Consider the following 15,510-nt stretch of genomic DNA (forward strand, 5'->3'; position numbering starts at 1 on the left):
TCTTAAATTATTTTTTTAGATTAAAGTAATTGCAAAAAAGTTCTCTACTCCATCAATACGCCCATTTACTCGGGCATGTTCCTTAAAGTTCAGTGTTGACATAATAAAACCTTATTATTCGACACCTTTTGACCACTGCGACCTAAGACACTTATAACCAAACTACATCCCCTTAAAACATATATCGGATCATCCCACTCCAGCTCAGGTAATCCAGGAAGAACCCCGCTACAAAACGACCAAGTACAATGGCCAACAGCAAGTGCAGCAGCCTTCCCTGAGGACTCTTGGGATATCTTATGACCAAATCGAGCTTAAGGTTCTGCAATGCCCACCAAGATAATACAACACTGAGCAAAGATACAATCATTGAGACCATACTGCTGGTTCCAACTGCACTAGACAACCCACCCGACAATATATCCTCCATGCTAACCCTCCGTGTTCGTATTACTCGGAAATCGACTCTTATATCATACTTGTGAAGAGCAAAAGAATCCAGTACTTTTACAAATTTTTAAACAATTCAGCGCCATTATCCAAAATAATGAAGAAATTTTAACCTTTTTCAATAGATTACTATAATAAAAAAGCAGTCAAACCCATAAGGCTTGACTGCTTTTTTCCTACTGTTGTCCTTTTCCAGTGGACACTTTAATCCGTGTAACAGCGCGTTGCAGCGCCAATTCCGCACGGCGGTGATCGATATCATCTTGTTTGCTCCGAGTCTGGAGACGGCGCTGAGCCCGTTCTCTAGCCGCTTCGGCGCGCTCAACATCGATATCTGTTGGCAGCTCGGCACTTTCAGCCAGCACAGTTACTTTGTCCTTATGCACTTCAACGAATCCGCCATGAACGGCGATGGAGATCGTAACACCGTCCGATTTGACGGATAACGGAGCAACCTGAAGTGGAGTCACAAGCGGAATGTGTCCCGGCAAAATACCCAACTCGCCTTCGACCCCTCTTACAATCAAGCTATTCACTTGCTTGGAGTAAACGAGATGCTCCGGCGTGACAATTTCCAACAAAAAGGTATTCACTTCCATTCCTCCTTAAAGCTTTACATAGTAAAGCTCGCTTCGAAAGCATGCACTAAGCTTTACGAAGTAAAGCTTGCATCGAAAGCATTAGCTAAGCTCAGGTTACATCGATTTCGCTTTTTCTACTGCTTCTTCAATCGTACCTACAAATAGGAAAGCTGCTTCTGGAAGATCATCATGCTTACCATCCAGGATTTCCTTAAAGCTGCGTACAGTTTCTTTGATTGGTACATATTTACCCTTAAAGCCAGTGAACTGTTCAGCCACGTGGAACGGCTGCGACAGGAAGCGTTCAACTTTACGAGCACGAGCTACGATAACCTTATCATCCTCACTCAATTCATCCATACCCAAGATGGCAATAATGTCTTGAAGCTCGGTATAACGTTGCAACAATTGTTTAACACCTTGTGCTACGTTGTAATGTTCTTCGCCAACAATTTCTGGAGCTAGCAAACGCGAGCTGGAAGCCAGTGGATCAACCGCTGGGAAAATCCCCTTCTCGGAAATTTTACGCTCAAGGTTAGTTGTTGCATCCAAGTGAGCAAACGCTGTAGCCGGAGCAGGGTCAGTGTAGTCATCCGCCGGTACGTAGATTGCTTGAATCGATGTAACGGAACCTTTTTTAGTCGATGTGATACGCTCTTGCAGCTGGCCCATTTCAGTAGCCAAAGTCGGCTGATAACCAACCGCGGATGGCATACGGCCGAGAAGAGCGGATACTTCGGAACCCGCTTGGGTAAAGCGGAATATATTATCGATAAAGAGCAGCGTATCGCGGCCTTCCACATCACGGAAATATTCCGCCATGGTCAAACCGGTCAAAGCTACACGAAGACGTGCACCTGGAGGCTCGTTCATTTGTCCGAAGACCATTGCTGTCTTCTTAATAACGCCGGAATCCGTCATTTCGTGATAAAGGTCATTACCTTCACGAGTACGTTCACCGACACCTGCGAATACGGAAATACCACCGTGCTCTTGGGCAATGTTATTAATCAATTCTTGGATTGTTACTGTTTTACCTACGCCGGCACCGCCGAAGAGGCCGACTTTACCACCCTTAGCATAAGGTGCGAGCAAGTCGATAACTTTAATACCTGTTTCCAGGATTTCCGCTTGTGTTGACAATTCGTCAAATGTTGGTGCGAGACGGTGAATCGGGTTCTTTTTCTCAGCAAGAACTTCACCAGCGTTATCAATTGGATTACCAAGTACGTTAAATACACGGCCTAATGTCGCTTCCCCTACAGGAACCGAAATTGGACCTCCTTGATCGATCGCATCCAGTCCACGAACCAGACCATCAGTAGAAGACATCGCGATACAACGTACCAGATTGTCTCCCAAGTGATTGGAAACCTCAAGTGTTAGGTTAAGCTGACGACCATTGTCCAAGACGGTTTCAATTTTGATAGCGTTGAAAATCTCGGGCAACTGGCCGCGTTCAAATTCAATATCGACAACCGGACCCATAATGCTTACAACGCGTCCTTTGTTCATCTTCTTTTCCCTCCTCGAAAGCTGTTACATCAAGAAGAAACGACGTTGTCGTCATATAAAGATGACAACCGTTTCTCGTAGAAATATAAGCATTTCGTATAGTGTAAAACCTATACTTTCTTATATTGTAAGAAGAACTTACAGTGCCGTTCTTAAGGAACTATGTACCCTAAGCAAGCGGCACTGTTTCTCGTAAAATACAAGACAAGTTAAGCACTCGGTTTAACTTTTCTTGTATTTTAAGACTGCGCGTTCGCTCCGGCCACGATCTCGGTAATTTCCTGCGTAATTGCCGCCTGACGGGCACGGTTGTACGTAAGGGTAAGTTCTCCGATCATTTTCGACGCGTTCTTCGTTGCACTGCCCATAGCTGTCATTTTCGCACCCAGCTCACTGGCCTTGCCATCCAGAATTGCGCTATAAATCAAAGTTTCAGCGTACTTTGGAAGCAATACTTCTAGCACGCCTTCCGGTGAAGGTTCATATTCGTAGTTTGCAGAAGCTTCATGATGCTCTTGATTCCCTACTCCATCCATAGGCAACAGTCGCTCAACGGTTGGGATCTGGGTGATAGCATTGACGAATTGATTGTAACAAACATACAACTCATCATACGTACCATCTACAAACTGCTGTACTGCCGAATTCGCGATAGACTTGATGTCAGCAAACTTCGGCGCATCCGAAAGCTCAGTAACTTCCTGTACAATCGGATATTCACGGCGACGTAGAAAGTCACGGCCCTTACGACCAATAACAAACAATGCGTACTCATCTTTGGACTTATGCTTCTCCGCGATGAGCATCGTCACCTTACGCAAAATATTAGCGTTGTAACCACCTGCAAGCCCTCTATCAGAGGTAACGATTAGATAACCAGTCTTCTTCACAGGGCGGCTAACCAGCATAGGGTGTTGAACACCTTCTGTGCCAGCAGCAATGCTCGATACAACCTCTTTTAGCTTCTCAGCATAAGGACGGGCGGCAATTGCCTTCTCCTGAGCTTTTCTCAGCTTGGATGCGGCTACCATTTCCATCGCTTTTGTGATCTGTCTTGTGTTTTGAACACTCTTAATTTGACGTTTAATATCACGCATGCTTCTTGCCATGATTTCACCACCTTAAAGCTTTTGACGGAGTCAAAGCTAACTTCGTAAGCATCATCTTAGCTTTGACGGAGTCAAAGCTACTTCATAAGCACAGCCTGAGCTTCGGCAGAGCCAAAGCTCACTTAGTAAAATCCGTTAAAGTCTATCTATATTAGCTAGTAGCGAAACCTCTTTTAAAGGTATCAATCGCTGCTTTTAGAGCGGCTTCGTTATCAGCTGTCAAATCTTTTGTATCCCTGATGGATTGAGCTACATCAGCAGCACTGCTATCCATGTAAGCAAGGAATTCCTTTTCAAAACGTTTTACGTCTTTAACTGGAATATCATCCAAATATCCTTTTACAGCTGTGTACAAGCTAAGCACTTGATGCTCAACAGACAACGGCTGATTCACACCTTGTTTCAGAACTTCCATCATACGTGCCCCGCGATTCAGACGGGCAAGTGTAGATTTATCAAGATCTGAGCCGAACTGTGAGAAGGCTTGAAGTTCGCGATATTGGGCAAGATCCAAACGGAGCGAGCCGGCTACCTTCTTCATCGCTTTGATTTGAGCGGAGCCCCCTACACGGGAAACGGAGATACCGACGTTGATCGCCGGACGTTGACCAGAGTAGAACAGATCGGATTCAAGGAAGATTTGACCATCTGTAATCGAGATTACGTTCGTAGGAATGTAAGCTGATACGTCCGATGCTTGTGTTTCGATAAATGGAAGTGCGGTTAATGAACCACCACCAAGCTCATCACTAAGCTTAGCTGCACGCTCCAAAAGACGGGAGTGCAAGTAGAATACGTCACCTGGGAATGCTTCACGACCCGGTGGACGACGAAGCAGCAAGGACAATTCGCGATAAGCCGAAGCTTGTTTCGAAAGGTCATCGTAAATGATCAGTACGTGCTCGCCCTTGTACATGAAGTATTCGCCCATTGCGCAGCCTGCGTATGGAGCAATATACAACAATGGGGACGGCTCGGAAGCCGATGCAGTTACAACGATTGTATATTCCAAAGCGCCATGACGGCGAAGAGTTTCTACAACCTGTGCTACTGTGGATTGCTTTTGACCAATGGCAACATAAATACATTTCATGCCGTTGCCTTTTTGGTTGATAATCGCGTCAATTGCGATTGCAGTCTTACCTGTTTGACGGTCACCAATGATAAGTTCGCGTTGTCCACGACCGATTGGTACCATCGCATCAATGGCTTTAAGACCTGTTTGCATCGGTTCATGTACCGATTTACGATCGATAACACCTGGTGCATTATTTTCTACAGGACGGAATTCAGTTGTAGCAATTGGGCCTTTGCCGTCAAGCGGCATACCAAGTGCGTTAACTACACGGCCGAGTAGAGCTTCACCAACAGGAACTTGCATAATTTGTCCTGTACGTTTTACTTGATCGCCTTCACGAATTTCCTTGTACTCACCCAGAATAACAACACCGACGTTGCTTTCTTCCAGATTGAGCGCCATGCCCACTACTCCGTTGGAGAACTCTAGCAATTCGCCTGCCATTGCGTTTTCCAGACCGTAGACACGGGCGATACCGTCGCCGACTTGAATGACGGTGCCGACTTCGGCAACTTCGATATCGGCTTTATATTCCTCAATTTGACTTTTGATCAAAGTGCTGATCTCTTCAGGTCTGATGCCCAATATCCTCACCCCTATCTTCTATGCTTATCATTAAAGGATTTCTCGAGACGCTCCAATTTGTTAGACAGACTGCCGTCATACAGCTTATCGCCGATATAAACTTTCAGTCCTCCCAACAGGCTTGGGTCCACCACATTCGTAATCCGGATTTTACGGTTTACGAGTTGGCCGAATTCTGCAGCTACAGCTGCTTTTTCTTCTTCACTTAAAGAATAAACAGAGTATACCTTAGCATCACCAATGCCAAGAGCGTCTCCTTCAATCTTGATATACGTATCCAGCAGATCGGCAAAAATATCGGTTCTGCCTCGCTCTACTAACAATTCTACAATGTTCATCACGATGGGAGAGAGCTTATCTTGAAGCGCTGTGCGCAGCACTTTCAGCTTGTCGGACTCCGAGATGCGCGGTGCAAGAATAAACCGCTTTATCTCTTGGTCGGAATGTAATAACCCAACCACTGCCTTGAGCTCTTCTTCTACTTCAAGGGTAATCCCTTTCTCTACCGCTGCACTGTACAATGCTCTAGCGTAGCGCTTGGCAACTACCGTATCGCGGCTCATGATTGGCCTCCTACCTCTTTGAGGTATTGGTTCACAAGTTGCTCCTGCTCGCCGCTAGCACTAACTTCTTTCTTAAGAAGTTTGGAAGCAATACGAACAGATGCCGTTCCAATTTCGCTGCGCAACTCTTCCACTGCTTTGTTCTTTTCGTTCTCGATATCGCGCACAGCCTCTTCTTTGACACGTGCTGCATCTGCTTTGGCTTGTGCCAAAGTTTGTTCTACCTGTAGATTGCTTGTGATTTGCGATTGTTGAATAATCTGTTGAGCTTCCTGGCGTGCACTGTTCAGCGCTTGCTTCTGCTCTTCCACATACGCGACCGCTTGTTCTCTAGTCTTCGCAGCTTCGTCCATTTGCTGCATTACCAGCTCACGGCGCTTCTCCATAACTGCAAAAAGTTTGCTGAACGCATACTTGCTAAGCAAGAAATATAAAATCCCAAAGGCGACAATTGAAAATACTATGTTTGTCCAAACAATATCCACTGAGGTCACTCCCTTCCGTTACCGCGTCATGCGGACGTATACAAAAGTAAGGCGCGGATGGCATCGGCCGTCCCCGCCAAACCGTAACTACGGTTTATTAAGTAAACATAATCAGGAATGCGATAACTGTTGCTGCCAACGGAATAACTTCGACGATACCTACACCAATAAACATTGTTGTTTGCAAAGCATTTTTCGCTTCTGGTTGACGAGCGATGGACTCAACTGTTCTACTAACGATCATACCGTTACCAAGACCTGCGCCAAGTGCACCCAATCCAACCGCTATTGCTGCTGCTAAAAATTCCATTTGTAAATATCCTCCTTTAATTTCGGTTCATATTTGTGTTTAATGATATAAGATATCTCCCACGAAGGAAAATCAGACGATAGCCGTTCTCTTCGCAGCAGTTCATTAATGTGCTTCTTCTTCGTGAATCGTCATCTGTGCGATATAAACCATCGTCAGAATCGTAAAGATAAACGCTTGTAGTGCCCCGACGAAAATACTGAAGCCCTGCCATACAGCCAGGAACGGAATACTGAGAATCCCCAGCTTCAAAATGACTGTAATTAGTACTTCTCCGGCGAAAATGTTAGCGAATAGACGAATAGCCAACGCTACAGGTTTTGCCAGGTTTTCGATAATGTTCAGTGGCAAAAAGATTGGAAACGGCTCGATGTAGTGTTTGAAATAATGTTTGCCGTTGAGCTTAATGCCCAGAAAGTTCATCAGTACAAATACTATGATTGCCAATCCTGCAGTGACATTAATGTCAGCAGTTGGCGACTTGTACCATAAAATTTCTGCATGCTCACCATTCGCCAAGTTCTTAGTTGCTTCAATCACGTGGCCAAACACTGTTACAGGTCCATGCGCCTCAGTTACAACGGAGAAAGGCAATCCAAGTAGATTGGAAACAAAGATAAACAGAATCAATGTCAACCCTAAAGATATGTAAGGTTTTCCTTTCTTCAGATCCATGGCACTGCTTATGACACCCTCTACAAATTCCACAACCCATTCCATGAAGTTCTGAAGCTTGGATGGATTTTCAACGGAAAGCTTACGAACCGAAAGCATAACCAGAACAAATACCACTGTACAACTGATCAGAAGCATCAACACGGCGGATAAATCTATCGGTATTCCCCCGACAAATATTTTCGGCATGTCATGCATAGTATCATCCCCCTTTCTCTTTAATCTGGTTAAAGCTTATTCTTCACACTCAGATATATCCCCGCAGGAATGGCGAGAAGCTGAGGAATGAATACGCCCGAAACAGTTGCTACCAGGGAGAAATGCTCAATCTTGACCGAGAACATGGTGACCAAAATTGCGAAGCTAATCCGTGTAACAAAACCGAGGCTGAAGGCATTCCCTTCGTTGCTCGCAATCGACTGCGTAACCCGTCGAACCTTGACGGCCAGATAACGAAAGTTTACCAATCCCGCCACCAGACCCAGAGTCATGCCCAGTGTAATTGCCCGGGTCTCATGATGAAGCACCCAGCCCATTAAGAGTCCTGCCATAAGGACGAGCGTAACTCTAGTGACGGTATTGATCATGGGAGTCATATTATCCATTCTGCTCCCCCAAAAATTTTTTAATTAACAAGGCGACATTCACAATTCCCAGAATCATTCCAGTTATAGTGCCAATGGCGAGCCAATATTTTGGTCCCTCCATCAGGTCTTTCAGCCATCTTGCCGCAAAAAAACCAATAAGAATGTAAGCGGCAAGCAAAGTGCCTGCACTTCCAATGACAAGCGCGGTCTGTAACAAGCTGTCCTTGCTATTTTGTTCTTTCATGGGCTACAATCCCAACTAATTTTACTGAATTTCCTGAGTCTTTGTCAATTCATTGAACATTGCCTAAAAACCCTTGAAAACATGAAAATAATCACAGCAAAACGTTCCAAAACCATATAAACCGTACAGTTTCACTGTATGTTGATTTTAATCAGATCAGATATTAGTTTAATTGAAATTATTTATTTTTTGTGAACATTCTGTGAAACTCTTCAGGACGTTCATCATTAACACCAAAATGGTGCAAAATCGCATTGACAATCCGTTGGGAAGCCTTGCCATCTCCATACGGGTTGGCGGCCCGACTCATCGACTGATAGAGCTCATTATCAGTCAAAAGAGCATGTGTCCGTTGATACACCTTCTCCTCGTCCGTGCCCACAAGTTCCAGCGTTCCAGCCTCGATCCCTTCGGGACGCTCCGTTGTATCACGAAGCACAAGAACAGGCACTCCATAAGAAGGAGCTTCCTCTTGCAGACCGCCGGAATCGGTCAATATCAAGTGGGTATGCGGATAAAAATTATGCAGGTCCACGACATCCAGCGGATCAATCAGCTTAATTCTTGGATGTCCTCCCAGTATCTCATGCGCAGGTTCCTTAACGGCAGGACTTGGATGCACAGGGTAAACAATGGCGACATCTTCGAATTCATCAGCGATTCTTTTAATAGCTCGGAAGATATTACGATGCGGTTCACCTTGAGATTCTCTGCGGTGAGCGGTCATCAAAATAAGTCTTTTTCCTGAAGCAAAATCCAAAACAGGATGCCGGTAATCCGGCTGTACGGTATATTGAAACACATCAGTTACGGTGTTGCCTGTGATATAAATACTTGATTCTTTTTTGTTCTCGTGTCTCAGATTGTTAGCTGACAAATCGGTTGGAGCGAAATGCAGATCAGCTAACACACCTGTGAGTTGACGGTTCATTTCTTCAGGATACGGAGACAATTTGTTCCATGTCCTAAGTCCTGCTTCTACGTGCCCAACCTGAATTTGCTGCAGGAAGGAAGCGTAACTAGCTAAAAACGTTGTTAAGGTGTCCCCATGCACCAGCACGAGGTCAGGTTTAACCTCTTTCAGTACAGGTTCCAAACCTTCAAGCACACGAATAGTAATCTCATTCAAGGTCTGACGGTCCTTCATCACGTCCAAATCGTAATCAGGGGTGATATTAAACACTTCCAACACTTGATCGAGCAGTTCTCTATGCTGTGCTGTTACACATACTATTGATTCGATATGCTCAGGATGCTTCTTCAGTTCAAGAACCAGAGGAGCCATCTTGATCGCCTCGGGGCGCACTCCGAAAATAGTCATTACTTTGATTTTGGACATAACCCCTACCCTCTCATCAAATATTCTCGCATTACTATACTTAATACTTAATTACTTATTACTTGGTTCCATAAAGACGGTCACCAGCATCACCAAGACCTGGCACGATGTAACCATGTTCATTCAAATGATCGTCAAGCGCTGCTACATAAATATCAACATCCGGATGAGCTTCCTGAACTGCAGCAACACCTTCTGGCGCTGCAATCAAGTTCATCATTTTGATCTGTGTACAACCACGGTTCTTCAGTGAGGTAATCGCAGCAATTGCGGATCCGCCTGTAGCAAGCATCGGGTCAATCACTATCAACTCACGTTCCTGTACATCAGTTGGAAGCTTGATATAATACTCCACTGGTTGAAGAGTGTCTGGATCACGGAAAAGCCCTACATGTCCTACTTTAGCCGCAGGTAGAAGCTTCAGTACACCTTCAAGCATACCTAAACCCGCACGAAGAATAGGAATAAGCCCCAGCATTCTTCCCGAAATCACTTTGCTTTCCGTTTCAGTGACCGGTGTTTGTACCGTAATGGTCTCCAGTGGAATATCACGTGTAATCTCATAAGCCATCAATGTGGCGACTTCGTCAACATGTTCTCTGAAATCCTTCGTGTTTGTTCTAACGTCGCGAATAAATGTTAGTTTGTGTTGAATTAAAGGATGATCGCAAATCACCAATTTTCCCATTTACTGTCCCTCCGGTAATTGTAAGTCTTGTCTATAGCCATAGAAAGCGCTTTGCTTCTCAGTGGCTAAATCCTGTCTATTATAGCACTCCCGCCGCTGCATTTCACCTCAGAATGGTACTTGAACTCACATTGAACATATTCCCTTGTATTTCCTTGTTTTTAAAGGTAATGATTGGCTTAATTAGGAAACCAATCACTTATAAAACCTAGATTATGTTGTGCAACTTTGGCTTTTTCATACTATTCACATTATTTTCACTAATTTTATTGAAAGTTCCATGAACTTTCATGATTAATTTCATTCAATTTCATCTATTAACTGCAGTAATATTTGTGAACAATATGCAACAAAAAAGCCTCCATCAAACCCGGAAGAGGGTATTGATGGAGGCAGAATCATTTCTTATTAGAAGCAAAGATTTAGTATTTCAACTCTGGATAAAGAGGGTATTGGTCAGTCAACTCAGCCACTTGACGGGCAGATTCTGCCAAGTTTGCCTCATCCTTCGGATTCTTTAGAACATTAGCAATGATACGTCCAATAGTGACCATTGCCTGCTCGTCCATACCACGGGATGTGACTGCAGGTGTACCAATCCGAATACCGCTTGTTACAAAAGGACTTGTAGGATCAAATGGAATTGCGTTTTTATTCACAGTAATCCCGATGGAATCTAGTACTTTTTCCGCATCTTTTCCGGTAATGTTCAGATTACGGGTATCCAGCAGCATCAAGTGGTTATCTGTACCTCCGGATACAATGTTAACCCCTTCGCTGATCAACGTTTCTGCAAGAACATTAGCGTTCTTCACTACATTTTGAGCATAAGTCTTAAAAGATGGCTGCAATGCTTCACCAAATGCGACTGCTTTTGAAGCAATTACATGCATCAAAGGTCCACCTTGGGAACCAGGGAATACCGCTTTATCAATAGCAGCTGCCCACGGCTGTCTGCACATAATCATACCTCCGCGGGGACCGCGCAAAGTCTTATGCGTAGTAGTTGTAACGAAATGAGCATGAGGAACCGGGCTCGGATGAAGACCAGCAGCAACCAATCCTGCGATATGGGCCATATCTACCATAAATAGCGCACCCACATCATTGGCGATAGCGCCAAGTTTTTCGAAATCAATAATACGCGGATAGGCACTAGCACCAGCTACAATCATTTTTGGACGGTGCTTGAAGGCTGCTTTACGTACTTCATCATAATCAATTAGGAAAGTATCTTCTTGTACTCCATAAGCAACGAAGTTATAAAGCAATCCAGAAGCATTAACTGGGCTACCATGTGTCAAATGACCGCCGTGCGCCAAATTCATTCCAAGAACAGTGTCGCCAGGCTTAAGCGCAGCCAGATAAACAGCCATATTAGCTTGAGCACCGGAGTGTGGCTGTACATTAACATGATCCGCACCAAACAATTCTTTTGCACGATCACGAGCAAGGTTCTCAACGATATCTACATCTTCACAGCCACCATAATATCGTTTGCCTGGATAACCCTCTGCATATTTGTTCGTAAGCACGGAGCCCATAGCTTCCATTACGGCTTCGCTAACGATATTCTCTGAGGCAATAAGCTCAATGTTGGCACGCTGACGTTTCAGTTCCAGTTCCATCGCTTCCAGTACTGCCGGGTCACTCTTACGCAATTGTTCCATGTTCTTATTTCCTCCCTAGTGTGTGTAGATATGTTGTATTTAAGTAGAAACGATTTGCCCGCTATAAAGAGACTTAGGTCTTCGTTTCTGCAAAAAATATAAAACTAAAGTTCATTAATCACAAAACTGTGAACCACTTTGTTCTGGAGCACGATATACCGCACGTTCACCGCCAATTAGTGGGGGTCTGGTCCATGCCGCATTCACTCTGGCTGCTCCAATGTATCGTAGAGTCGGACGGAAAGGAACGGCTACCCGCCGTAAATGCATTCCTATCAGTGTCTCGCCAATATCCAAACCAGCATGAGCTTCTATCGTTTCCGCCAAAACAGGATCTTTCATAGCGTGATAAGCAGCCGTAGCCATCGAACCTCCAGCACCTCGTATAGGTACAGCTGATACTTCCTTCAGACCAAGTGACTCTAGTAGAGAGCGTTCCATTACAAGTGCACGATTTAAATGCTCGCAGCACTGATACACGGGATGAAATCCTTTTTCCGCTGCTACTAAACGAACACCTTCAAGCAGTTGTTCTGCAACTTCAAGTGCACCACCAGTTCCAATCCGGACACCAGCAACTTCACTTGTGCTCACTCCGATGACAACAATTTTGCCTGACCCAAGGTTACCAGCCTCCGCCAACTCCCTTAACACAGTGACGGTGGCATCAGTTAATGATAGCTCTACAACTTCGTCCATCACTCTACCTCCTCAAACTTCAAACAAGCTTATTTTAAACAAAAAAGAGCAGTCCGCAGGTAGCTGCGGATTTGCTCTTTTGCCCAGGCGACCGGCCGTTTATTCCGATGCTCCATCGTGGTTTGATCCACATTTGTCGCCAGTTACATCGGAACCGATTATTTGTAACTTCATCTTAAAGCAAAGTGAACTGAAAATCAACCATTTACAAATGGCGGAAGGTTTCCAGCTTATCCAGCAAACTGAATAGCGCAGTGCGAATCTCAGCAGCAGTTAGCTCATAGTCCTCACGCGTGCCACCAAATGGATCAGAAATATCGAAGCTCGGAATACGCTGGCGAATCTCAATCATCCGCTGCAGATCCGTTGCATTCGGTTCACCACCAAGGGCTAAGCTCAACTCCGCATCTGCGTAAAGGCTGTCCAATTCCTTGATATCTTCCGTCACCGCATCTTCATCATGCACGTATTCCTTCAATGTATAGGTTTTCGTTACAGCATCCGGAAAATACTGCAGCAAATGCTGCTTATGCCCACCCGTCAAGGTCAGCACAAGGTCGGCCCAAGCGACAGCTTGACCTGTCAATTGTGACGACTCCATTGAATCATGAATTCCTTCTTCCTGCAGTATAGCTGCAGCATGTCTTGATATAGAAGTACCGGAAATGGCGGATACACCTGCAGACCGCACTTCCAGGTCGATTCCACGTTCCTTCGCGAGCTTTCGTAAAAGCCCCTCAGCCATAGGACTTCGGCATGTATTCCCGGTGCAGACGAATAAAATATGCAGCATGTTTTGCACCCCCATGAAATTAAATATTCTAATGCCGTTATTGTATCAAAAGATGAATAGCAAGCCAAACCCCAGAAGTATTGCACCGCCTAGCGCTTCTCCATAATCCCCGAGACCACGACTGACATGCCGTCCAATTAGCAACCCTAGAATCGACATTAGTCCCCCGCAAGCACCGAAGGCTAAGATGGTCAAAAGCACTCCATTCACAAACATCCCCAGTGATACACCCACGGAGAAAGAGTCAATACTGACACTGAGCGAAAGAAGTATCATCCCCCACAAGGTTCGATGATCCATAGCTCGTGAGCTTCCTGTATCCGGACGAAAGGAGTTGTACACCATATGCCCGCCTAAAAGAACTAGAAGACCTCCAGCAGCATAAGTCGTTACTTGACCTAACAGGTGTCCGACATAACTTCCTGTCAATAAACCCAAGAGAGGCATCAGCATATGAAAAACAGCAATGAGCAGACTCATTTGCAGAACATGCAGCAGACGAATACCTTTCATCCCGATCCCTACACCGAGCGAAAAGGCATCCATCCCTAATGCAACCGCCATTATAGTAATGGTAACAATCTGCCCCCATTCGGTATATACATCACCTAAGCCCATGCTTAACCCCCCAAGTCCGAAATATCTTGTACAACAACGATATGCGGACAAGGGGGTAATCATGACTTCATATGGGATTCATATCCGAAAAAGCAACGCCGTAGTTATCCGGCGTCAATGACAGATCCGCCGGCGGCTTTCATAAGCCGGTTCATGATGGCAGCGCCGAGGCCGGTATACGGGCAAGCCTCGGCTAAGATGTAAGTCGCTCCCGCTTCATCGAAACGCCGCAAAGCGGCATATAGGGAGCGGGCCCCTTCCTCCGGCGAGGATAACGAGCCGAGGGAAAGAACGCAGGCGGCAGGATCGGCGGGATAAAGGGCCTTATGTTCCTCGAAGAGGAGCAGGCCCGTGACCTCGCCGTTTAGCTGCGCCGCCTGAAGTTTACTTGCGGCTTCGTCCGCCACGCGCTGCGGGGAAGAGCCGCGCACTACAGCAAGCCAGCCGCGCGGTGCGTAGTGCGTGTACTTCATGCCCGGCGCGCGCGGTGCCGAAATGCCGCCAGCAGCATCCGCACCATGCTGCTCAATAGATGCGGATGCCCTTTCGAAAGGCTCACGATTGTTAACATTCAGGCAATCCGCTGAAGATTGTGCTGTAGTTGCTTTAGCTGTGATTGGCTCAGCAGTACTTAAATCAACAACAGAGATTGTCGTCCCCGAATCAGCCATGACAGTAGTAGTAGAGGCAGCAGTTGCCTCAGCATTACCGGGCTCTGAGCTTACAGCTTCTGCTCCCACCACTGCAGCCAATTGCTCCGAAGTAATCCCGCCGGGGCGCAGCACAGCAACTTTTCCGTCAGGCTGTACCTGCACGACTGTTGACTCTAGTCCCACTCCAGCAGCACCACCATCAAGGACGCCATCAATGTATCCAGCCAAATCTTCCATCACATGCGAAGCTAATGTCGGGCTCGGGCGACCCGAACGATTAGCACTGGGCGCCGCAACCGGACAACCTGCGGCACTTATCAGCGCCAGAGCTACCGGATGATCCGGCATCCGCACACCAACCGTATCCAAACCCGCCGTCACACAAGGCGACAGTACACCTTCACGAACAGGAAGCACAACTGTCAGCGGACCAGGCCAATAAGCTGCCATCAGCGCGGCCGCCTTAGGATGCACCTCTGCAACAAGCTCGTCCAAAGCTGCCGTATCCGAAATATGTACAATTAACGGATTGTCAGAGGGCCGTCCTTTTGCTGCAAAAACAGCCTCAACTGCCGACGTATTTCGGGCATCCGCCCCTAGCCCGTAGACGGTTTCGGTTGTAAAAGCCACTGTTCCGCCTTCGCGAAGCATTGTTGCTGCCTCCGCTATCGCCAGCTTGTCAGCTTCATTCGGCTGAAATACCTCAGAGTTCGTTCCCTCAACAGAATTCAACTTCCAGTATACAGTCTCAGCTCTATTTCCACTCCGCCGCTGAACGGCGAATAAAGGATTATTGTGTTCATTCATTCTCATCACAGGCTTTCTAGAAGATATAATTTATCTTAGCAAAAAACGGCCCCAGTAGGGA

At 46.0% G+C, this 15,510-nt stretch carries 18 protein-coding genes and 1 riboswitch; all 18 genes read right to left on the minus strand.

Annotation, left to right across the window (positions count from 1 at the left end; all coding sequences use genetic code 11):
• Positions 1-172: 172 nt before the first annotated feature.
• A complete protein-coding gene (locus tag NYE35_RS29180) occupies positions 173-430 on the minus strand; it encodes a DUF1146 family protein (protein WP_036681556.1) in 258 nt (85 codons plus the stop codon).
• Between the two features lie 196 nt (positions 431-626).
• Positions 627-1,043, minus strand: coding sequence for a F0F1 ATP synthase subunit epsilon (locus NYE35_RS29185; protein ID WP_036681559.1), 417 nt, complete (start codon positions 1,041-1,043; stop codon positions 627-629).
• Between the two features lie 102 nt (positions 1,044-1,145).
• Complete coding sequence (gene atpD, locus NYE35_RS29190; protein WP_036681562.1) at positions 1,146-2,546, minus strand: F0F1 ATP synthase subunit beta; 1,401 nt, start codon at positions 2,544-2,546, stop codon at positions 1,146-1,148.
• A 239-nt stretch (positions 2,547-2,785) separates the two neighbouring features.
• Positions 2,786-3,655, minus strand: coding sequence for an ATP synthase F1 subunit gamma (gene atpG, locus NYE35_RS29195; RefSeq protein WP_036681564.1), 870 nt, complete (start codon positions 3,653-3,655; stop codon positions 2,786-2,788).
• Positions 3,656-3,806: 151 nt separating this feature from the next.
• Positions 3,807-5,318, minus strand: a complete 1,512-nt coding sequence (atpA, locus tag NYE35_RS29200) for a F0F1 ATP synthase subunit alpha (RefSeq protein ID WP_036681566.1) — start codon at positions 5,316-5,318, stop codon at positions 3,807-3,809.
• 11 nt (positions 5,319-5,329) lie between these two features.
• Positions 5,330-5,881: a F0F1 ATP synthase subunit delta gene (locus tag NYE35_RS29205; RefSeq protein WP_036681568.1), complete on the minus strand. Its 552-nt coding sequence runs from the start codon at positions 5,879-5,881 to the stop codon at positions 5,330-5,332.
• Positions 5,878-6,366, minus strand: coding sequence for a F0F1 ATP synthase subunit B (gene atpF / locus NYE35_RS29210; protein WP_036681571.1), 489 nt, complete (start codon positions 6,364-6,366; stop codon positions 5,878-5,880). Before atpF ends, NYE35_RS29205 begins: the two co-directional genes overlap by 4 nt.
• Positions 6,367-6,463: 97 nt before the next feature.
• Entirely contained in the window at positions 6,464-6,676 is a 213-nt protein-coding gene (atpE, locus tag NYE35_RS29215) for a F0F1 ATP synthase subunit C (RefSeq protein ID WP_036681574.1), read from the minus strand.
• Positions 6,677-6,781: 105 nt separating this feature from the next.
• Positions 6,782-7,549: a F0F1 ATP synthase subunit A gene (atpB, locus tag NYE35_RS29220; protein ID WP_036681575.1), complete on the minus strand. Its 768-nt coding sequence runs from the start codon at positions 7,547-7,549 to the stop codon at positions 6,782-6,784.
• 29 nt (positions 7,550-7,578) lie between these two features.
• Positions 7,579-7,956 carry an ATP synthase subunit I gene (locus NYE35_RS29225; protein WP_036681578.1) on the minus strand — a complete coding sequence of 126 codons (378 nt, stop codon included), beginning with the start codon at positions 7,954-7,956 and terminating at the stop codon, positions 7,579-7,581.
• Positions 7,949-8,182 (minus strand): AtpZ/AtpI family protein, encoded by a 234-nt coding sequence (locus tag NYE35_RS29230; RefSeq protein ID WP_036681579.1) that lies wholly within the window; start codon positions 8,180-8,182, stop codon positions 7,949-7,951. Before NYE35_RS29230 ends, NYE35_RS29225 begins: the two co-directional genes overlap by 8 nt.
• A gap of 178 nt (positions 8,183-8,360) precedes the next feature.
• Positions 8,361-9,521: a non-hydrolyzing UDP-N-acetylglucosamine 2-epimerase gene (gene wecB / locus NYE35_RS29235; RefSeq protein ID WP_341070687.1), complete on the minus strand. Its 1,161-nt coding sequence runs from the start codon at positions 9,519-9,521 to the stop codon at positions 8,361-8,363.
• A 58-nt stretch (positions 9,522-9,579) separates the two neighbouring features.
• Entirely contained in the window at positions 9,580-10,209 is a 630-nt protein-coding gene (upp, locus tag NYE35_RS29240) for a uracil phosphoribosyltransferase (RefSeq protein ID WP_036681583.1), read from the minus strand.
• A 422-nt stretch (positions 10,210-10,631) separates the two neighbouring features.
• The gene (gene glyA / locus NYE35_RS29245) at positions 10,632-11,879 is read right to left on the minus strand and encodes a serine hydroxymethyltransferase (protein ID WP_038573642.1); all 1,248 of its coding nucleotides are present in this window, start codon (positions 11,877-11,879) and stop codon (positions 10,632-10,634) included.
• Between the two features lie 114 nt (positions 11,880-11,993).
• On the minus strand, positions 11,994-12,578 hold the full coding sequence (locus NYE35_RS29250) for a TIGR01440 family protein (RefSeq protein ID WP_038573643.1): 585 nt from the start codon (positions 12,576-12,578) through the stop codon (positions 11,994-11,996).
• Positions 12,579-12,652: 74 nt separating this feature from the next.
• A riboswitch (ZMP/ZTP riboswitch) is annotated at positions 12,653-12,735 on the minus strand.
• Positions 12,736-12,783: 48 nt separating this feature from the next.
• Complete coding sequence (locus NYE35_RS29255; protein WP_036681588.1) at positions 12,784-13,371, minus strand: low molecular weight protein arginine phosphatase; 588 nt, start codon at positions 13,369-13,371, stop codon at positions 12,784-12,786.
• A gap of 45 nt (positions 13,372-13,416) precedes the next feature.
• Positions 13,417-13,989 (minus strand): manganese efflux pump MntP, encoded by a 573-nt coding sequence (locus NYE35_RS29260; protein WP_038573646.1) that lies wholly within the window; start codon positions 13,987-13,989, stop codon positions 13,417-13,419.
• A 104-nt stretch (positions 13,990-14,093) separates the two neighbouring features.
• A complete protein-coding gene (locus NYE35_RS29265) occupies positions 14,094-15,449 on the minus strand; it encodes an L-threonylcarbamoyladenylate synthase (RefSeq protein ID WP_076274878.1) in 1,356 nt (451 codons plus the stop codon).
• Positions 15,450-15,510 lie beyond the last annotated feature (61 nt).

The sequence above is a fragment of the Paenibacillus sp. FSL L8-0494 genome (assembly GCF_038003695.1).
GTDB lineage: Bacteria > Bacillota > Bacilli > Paenibacillales > Paenibacillaceae > Paenibacillus_AQ > Paenibacillus_AQ odorifer.

Bases quoted from the DNA above. Each gene is read 5' to 3' on its own strand.
- NYE35_RS29180 (WP_036681556.1), bottom strand. From the start codon at position 430: ATGGAGGATATATTGTCGGGTGGGTTGTCTAGTGCAGTTGGAACCAGC.
- atpD (WP_036681562.1), bottom strand. From the start codon at position 2,546: ATGAACAAAGGACGCGTTGTAAGCATTATGGGTCCGGTTGTCGATATT.
- atpG (WP_036681564.1), bottom strand. From the start codon at position 3,655: ATGGCAAGAAGCATGCGTGATATTAAACGTCAAATTAAGAGTGTTCAA.
- NYE35_RS29205 (WP_036681568.1), bottom strand. From the start codon at position 5,881: ATGAGCCGCGATACGGTAGTTGCCAAGCGCTACGCTAGAGCATTGTAC.
- atpE (WP_036681574.1), bottom strand. From the start codon at position 6,676: ATGGAATTTTTAGCAGCAGCAATAGCGGTTGGATTGGGTGCACTTGGC.
- atpB (WP_036681575.1), bottom strand. From the start codon at position 7,549: ATGCATGACATGCCGAAAATATTTGTCGGGGGAATACCGATAGATTTA.
- NYE35_RS29225 (WP_036681578.1), bottom strand. From the start codon at position 7,956: ATGGATAATATGACTCCCATGATCAATACCGTCACTAGAGTTACGCTC.
- NYE35_RS29230 (WP_036681579.1), bottom strand. From the start codon at position 8,182: ATGAAAGAACAAAATAGCAAGGACAGCTTGTTACAGACCGCGCTTGTC.
- wecB (WP_341070687.1), bottom strand. From the start codon at position 9,521: ATGTCCAAAATCAAAGTAATGACTATTTTCGGAGTGCGCCCCGAGGCG.
- upp (WP_036681583.1), bottom strand. From the start codon at position 10,209: ATGGGAAAATTGGTGATTTGCGATCATCCTTTAATTCAACACAAACTA.
- glyA (WP_038573642.1), bottom strand. From the start codon at position 11,879: ATGGAACAATTGCGTAAGAGTGACCCGGCAGTACTGGAAGCGATGGAA.
- NYE35_RS29250 (WP_038573643.1), bottom strand. From the start codon at position 12,578: ATGGACGAAGTTGTAGAGCTATCATTAACTGATGCCACCGTCACTGTG.
- NYE35_RS29255 (WP_036681588.1), bottom strand. From the start codon at position 13,371: ATGCTGCATATTTTATTCGTCTGCACCGGGAATACATGCCGAAGTCCT.
- NYE35_RS29260 (WP_038573646.1), bottom strand. From the start codon at position 13,989: ATGGGCTTAGGTGATGTATATACCGAATGGGGGCAGATTGTTACCATT.
- NYE35_RS29265 (WP_076274878.1), bottom strand. From the start codon at position 15,449: ATGAATGAACACAATAATCCTTTATTCGCCGTTCAGCGGCGGAGTGGA.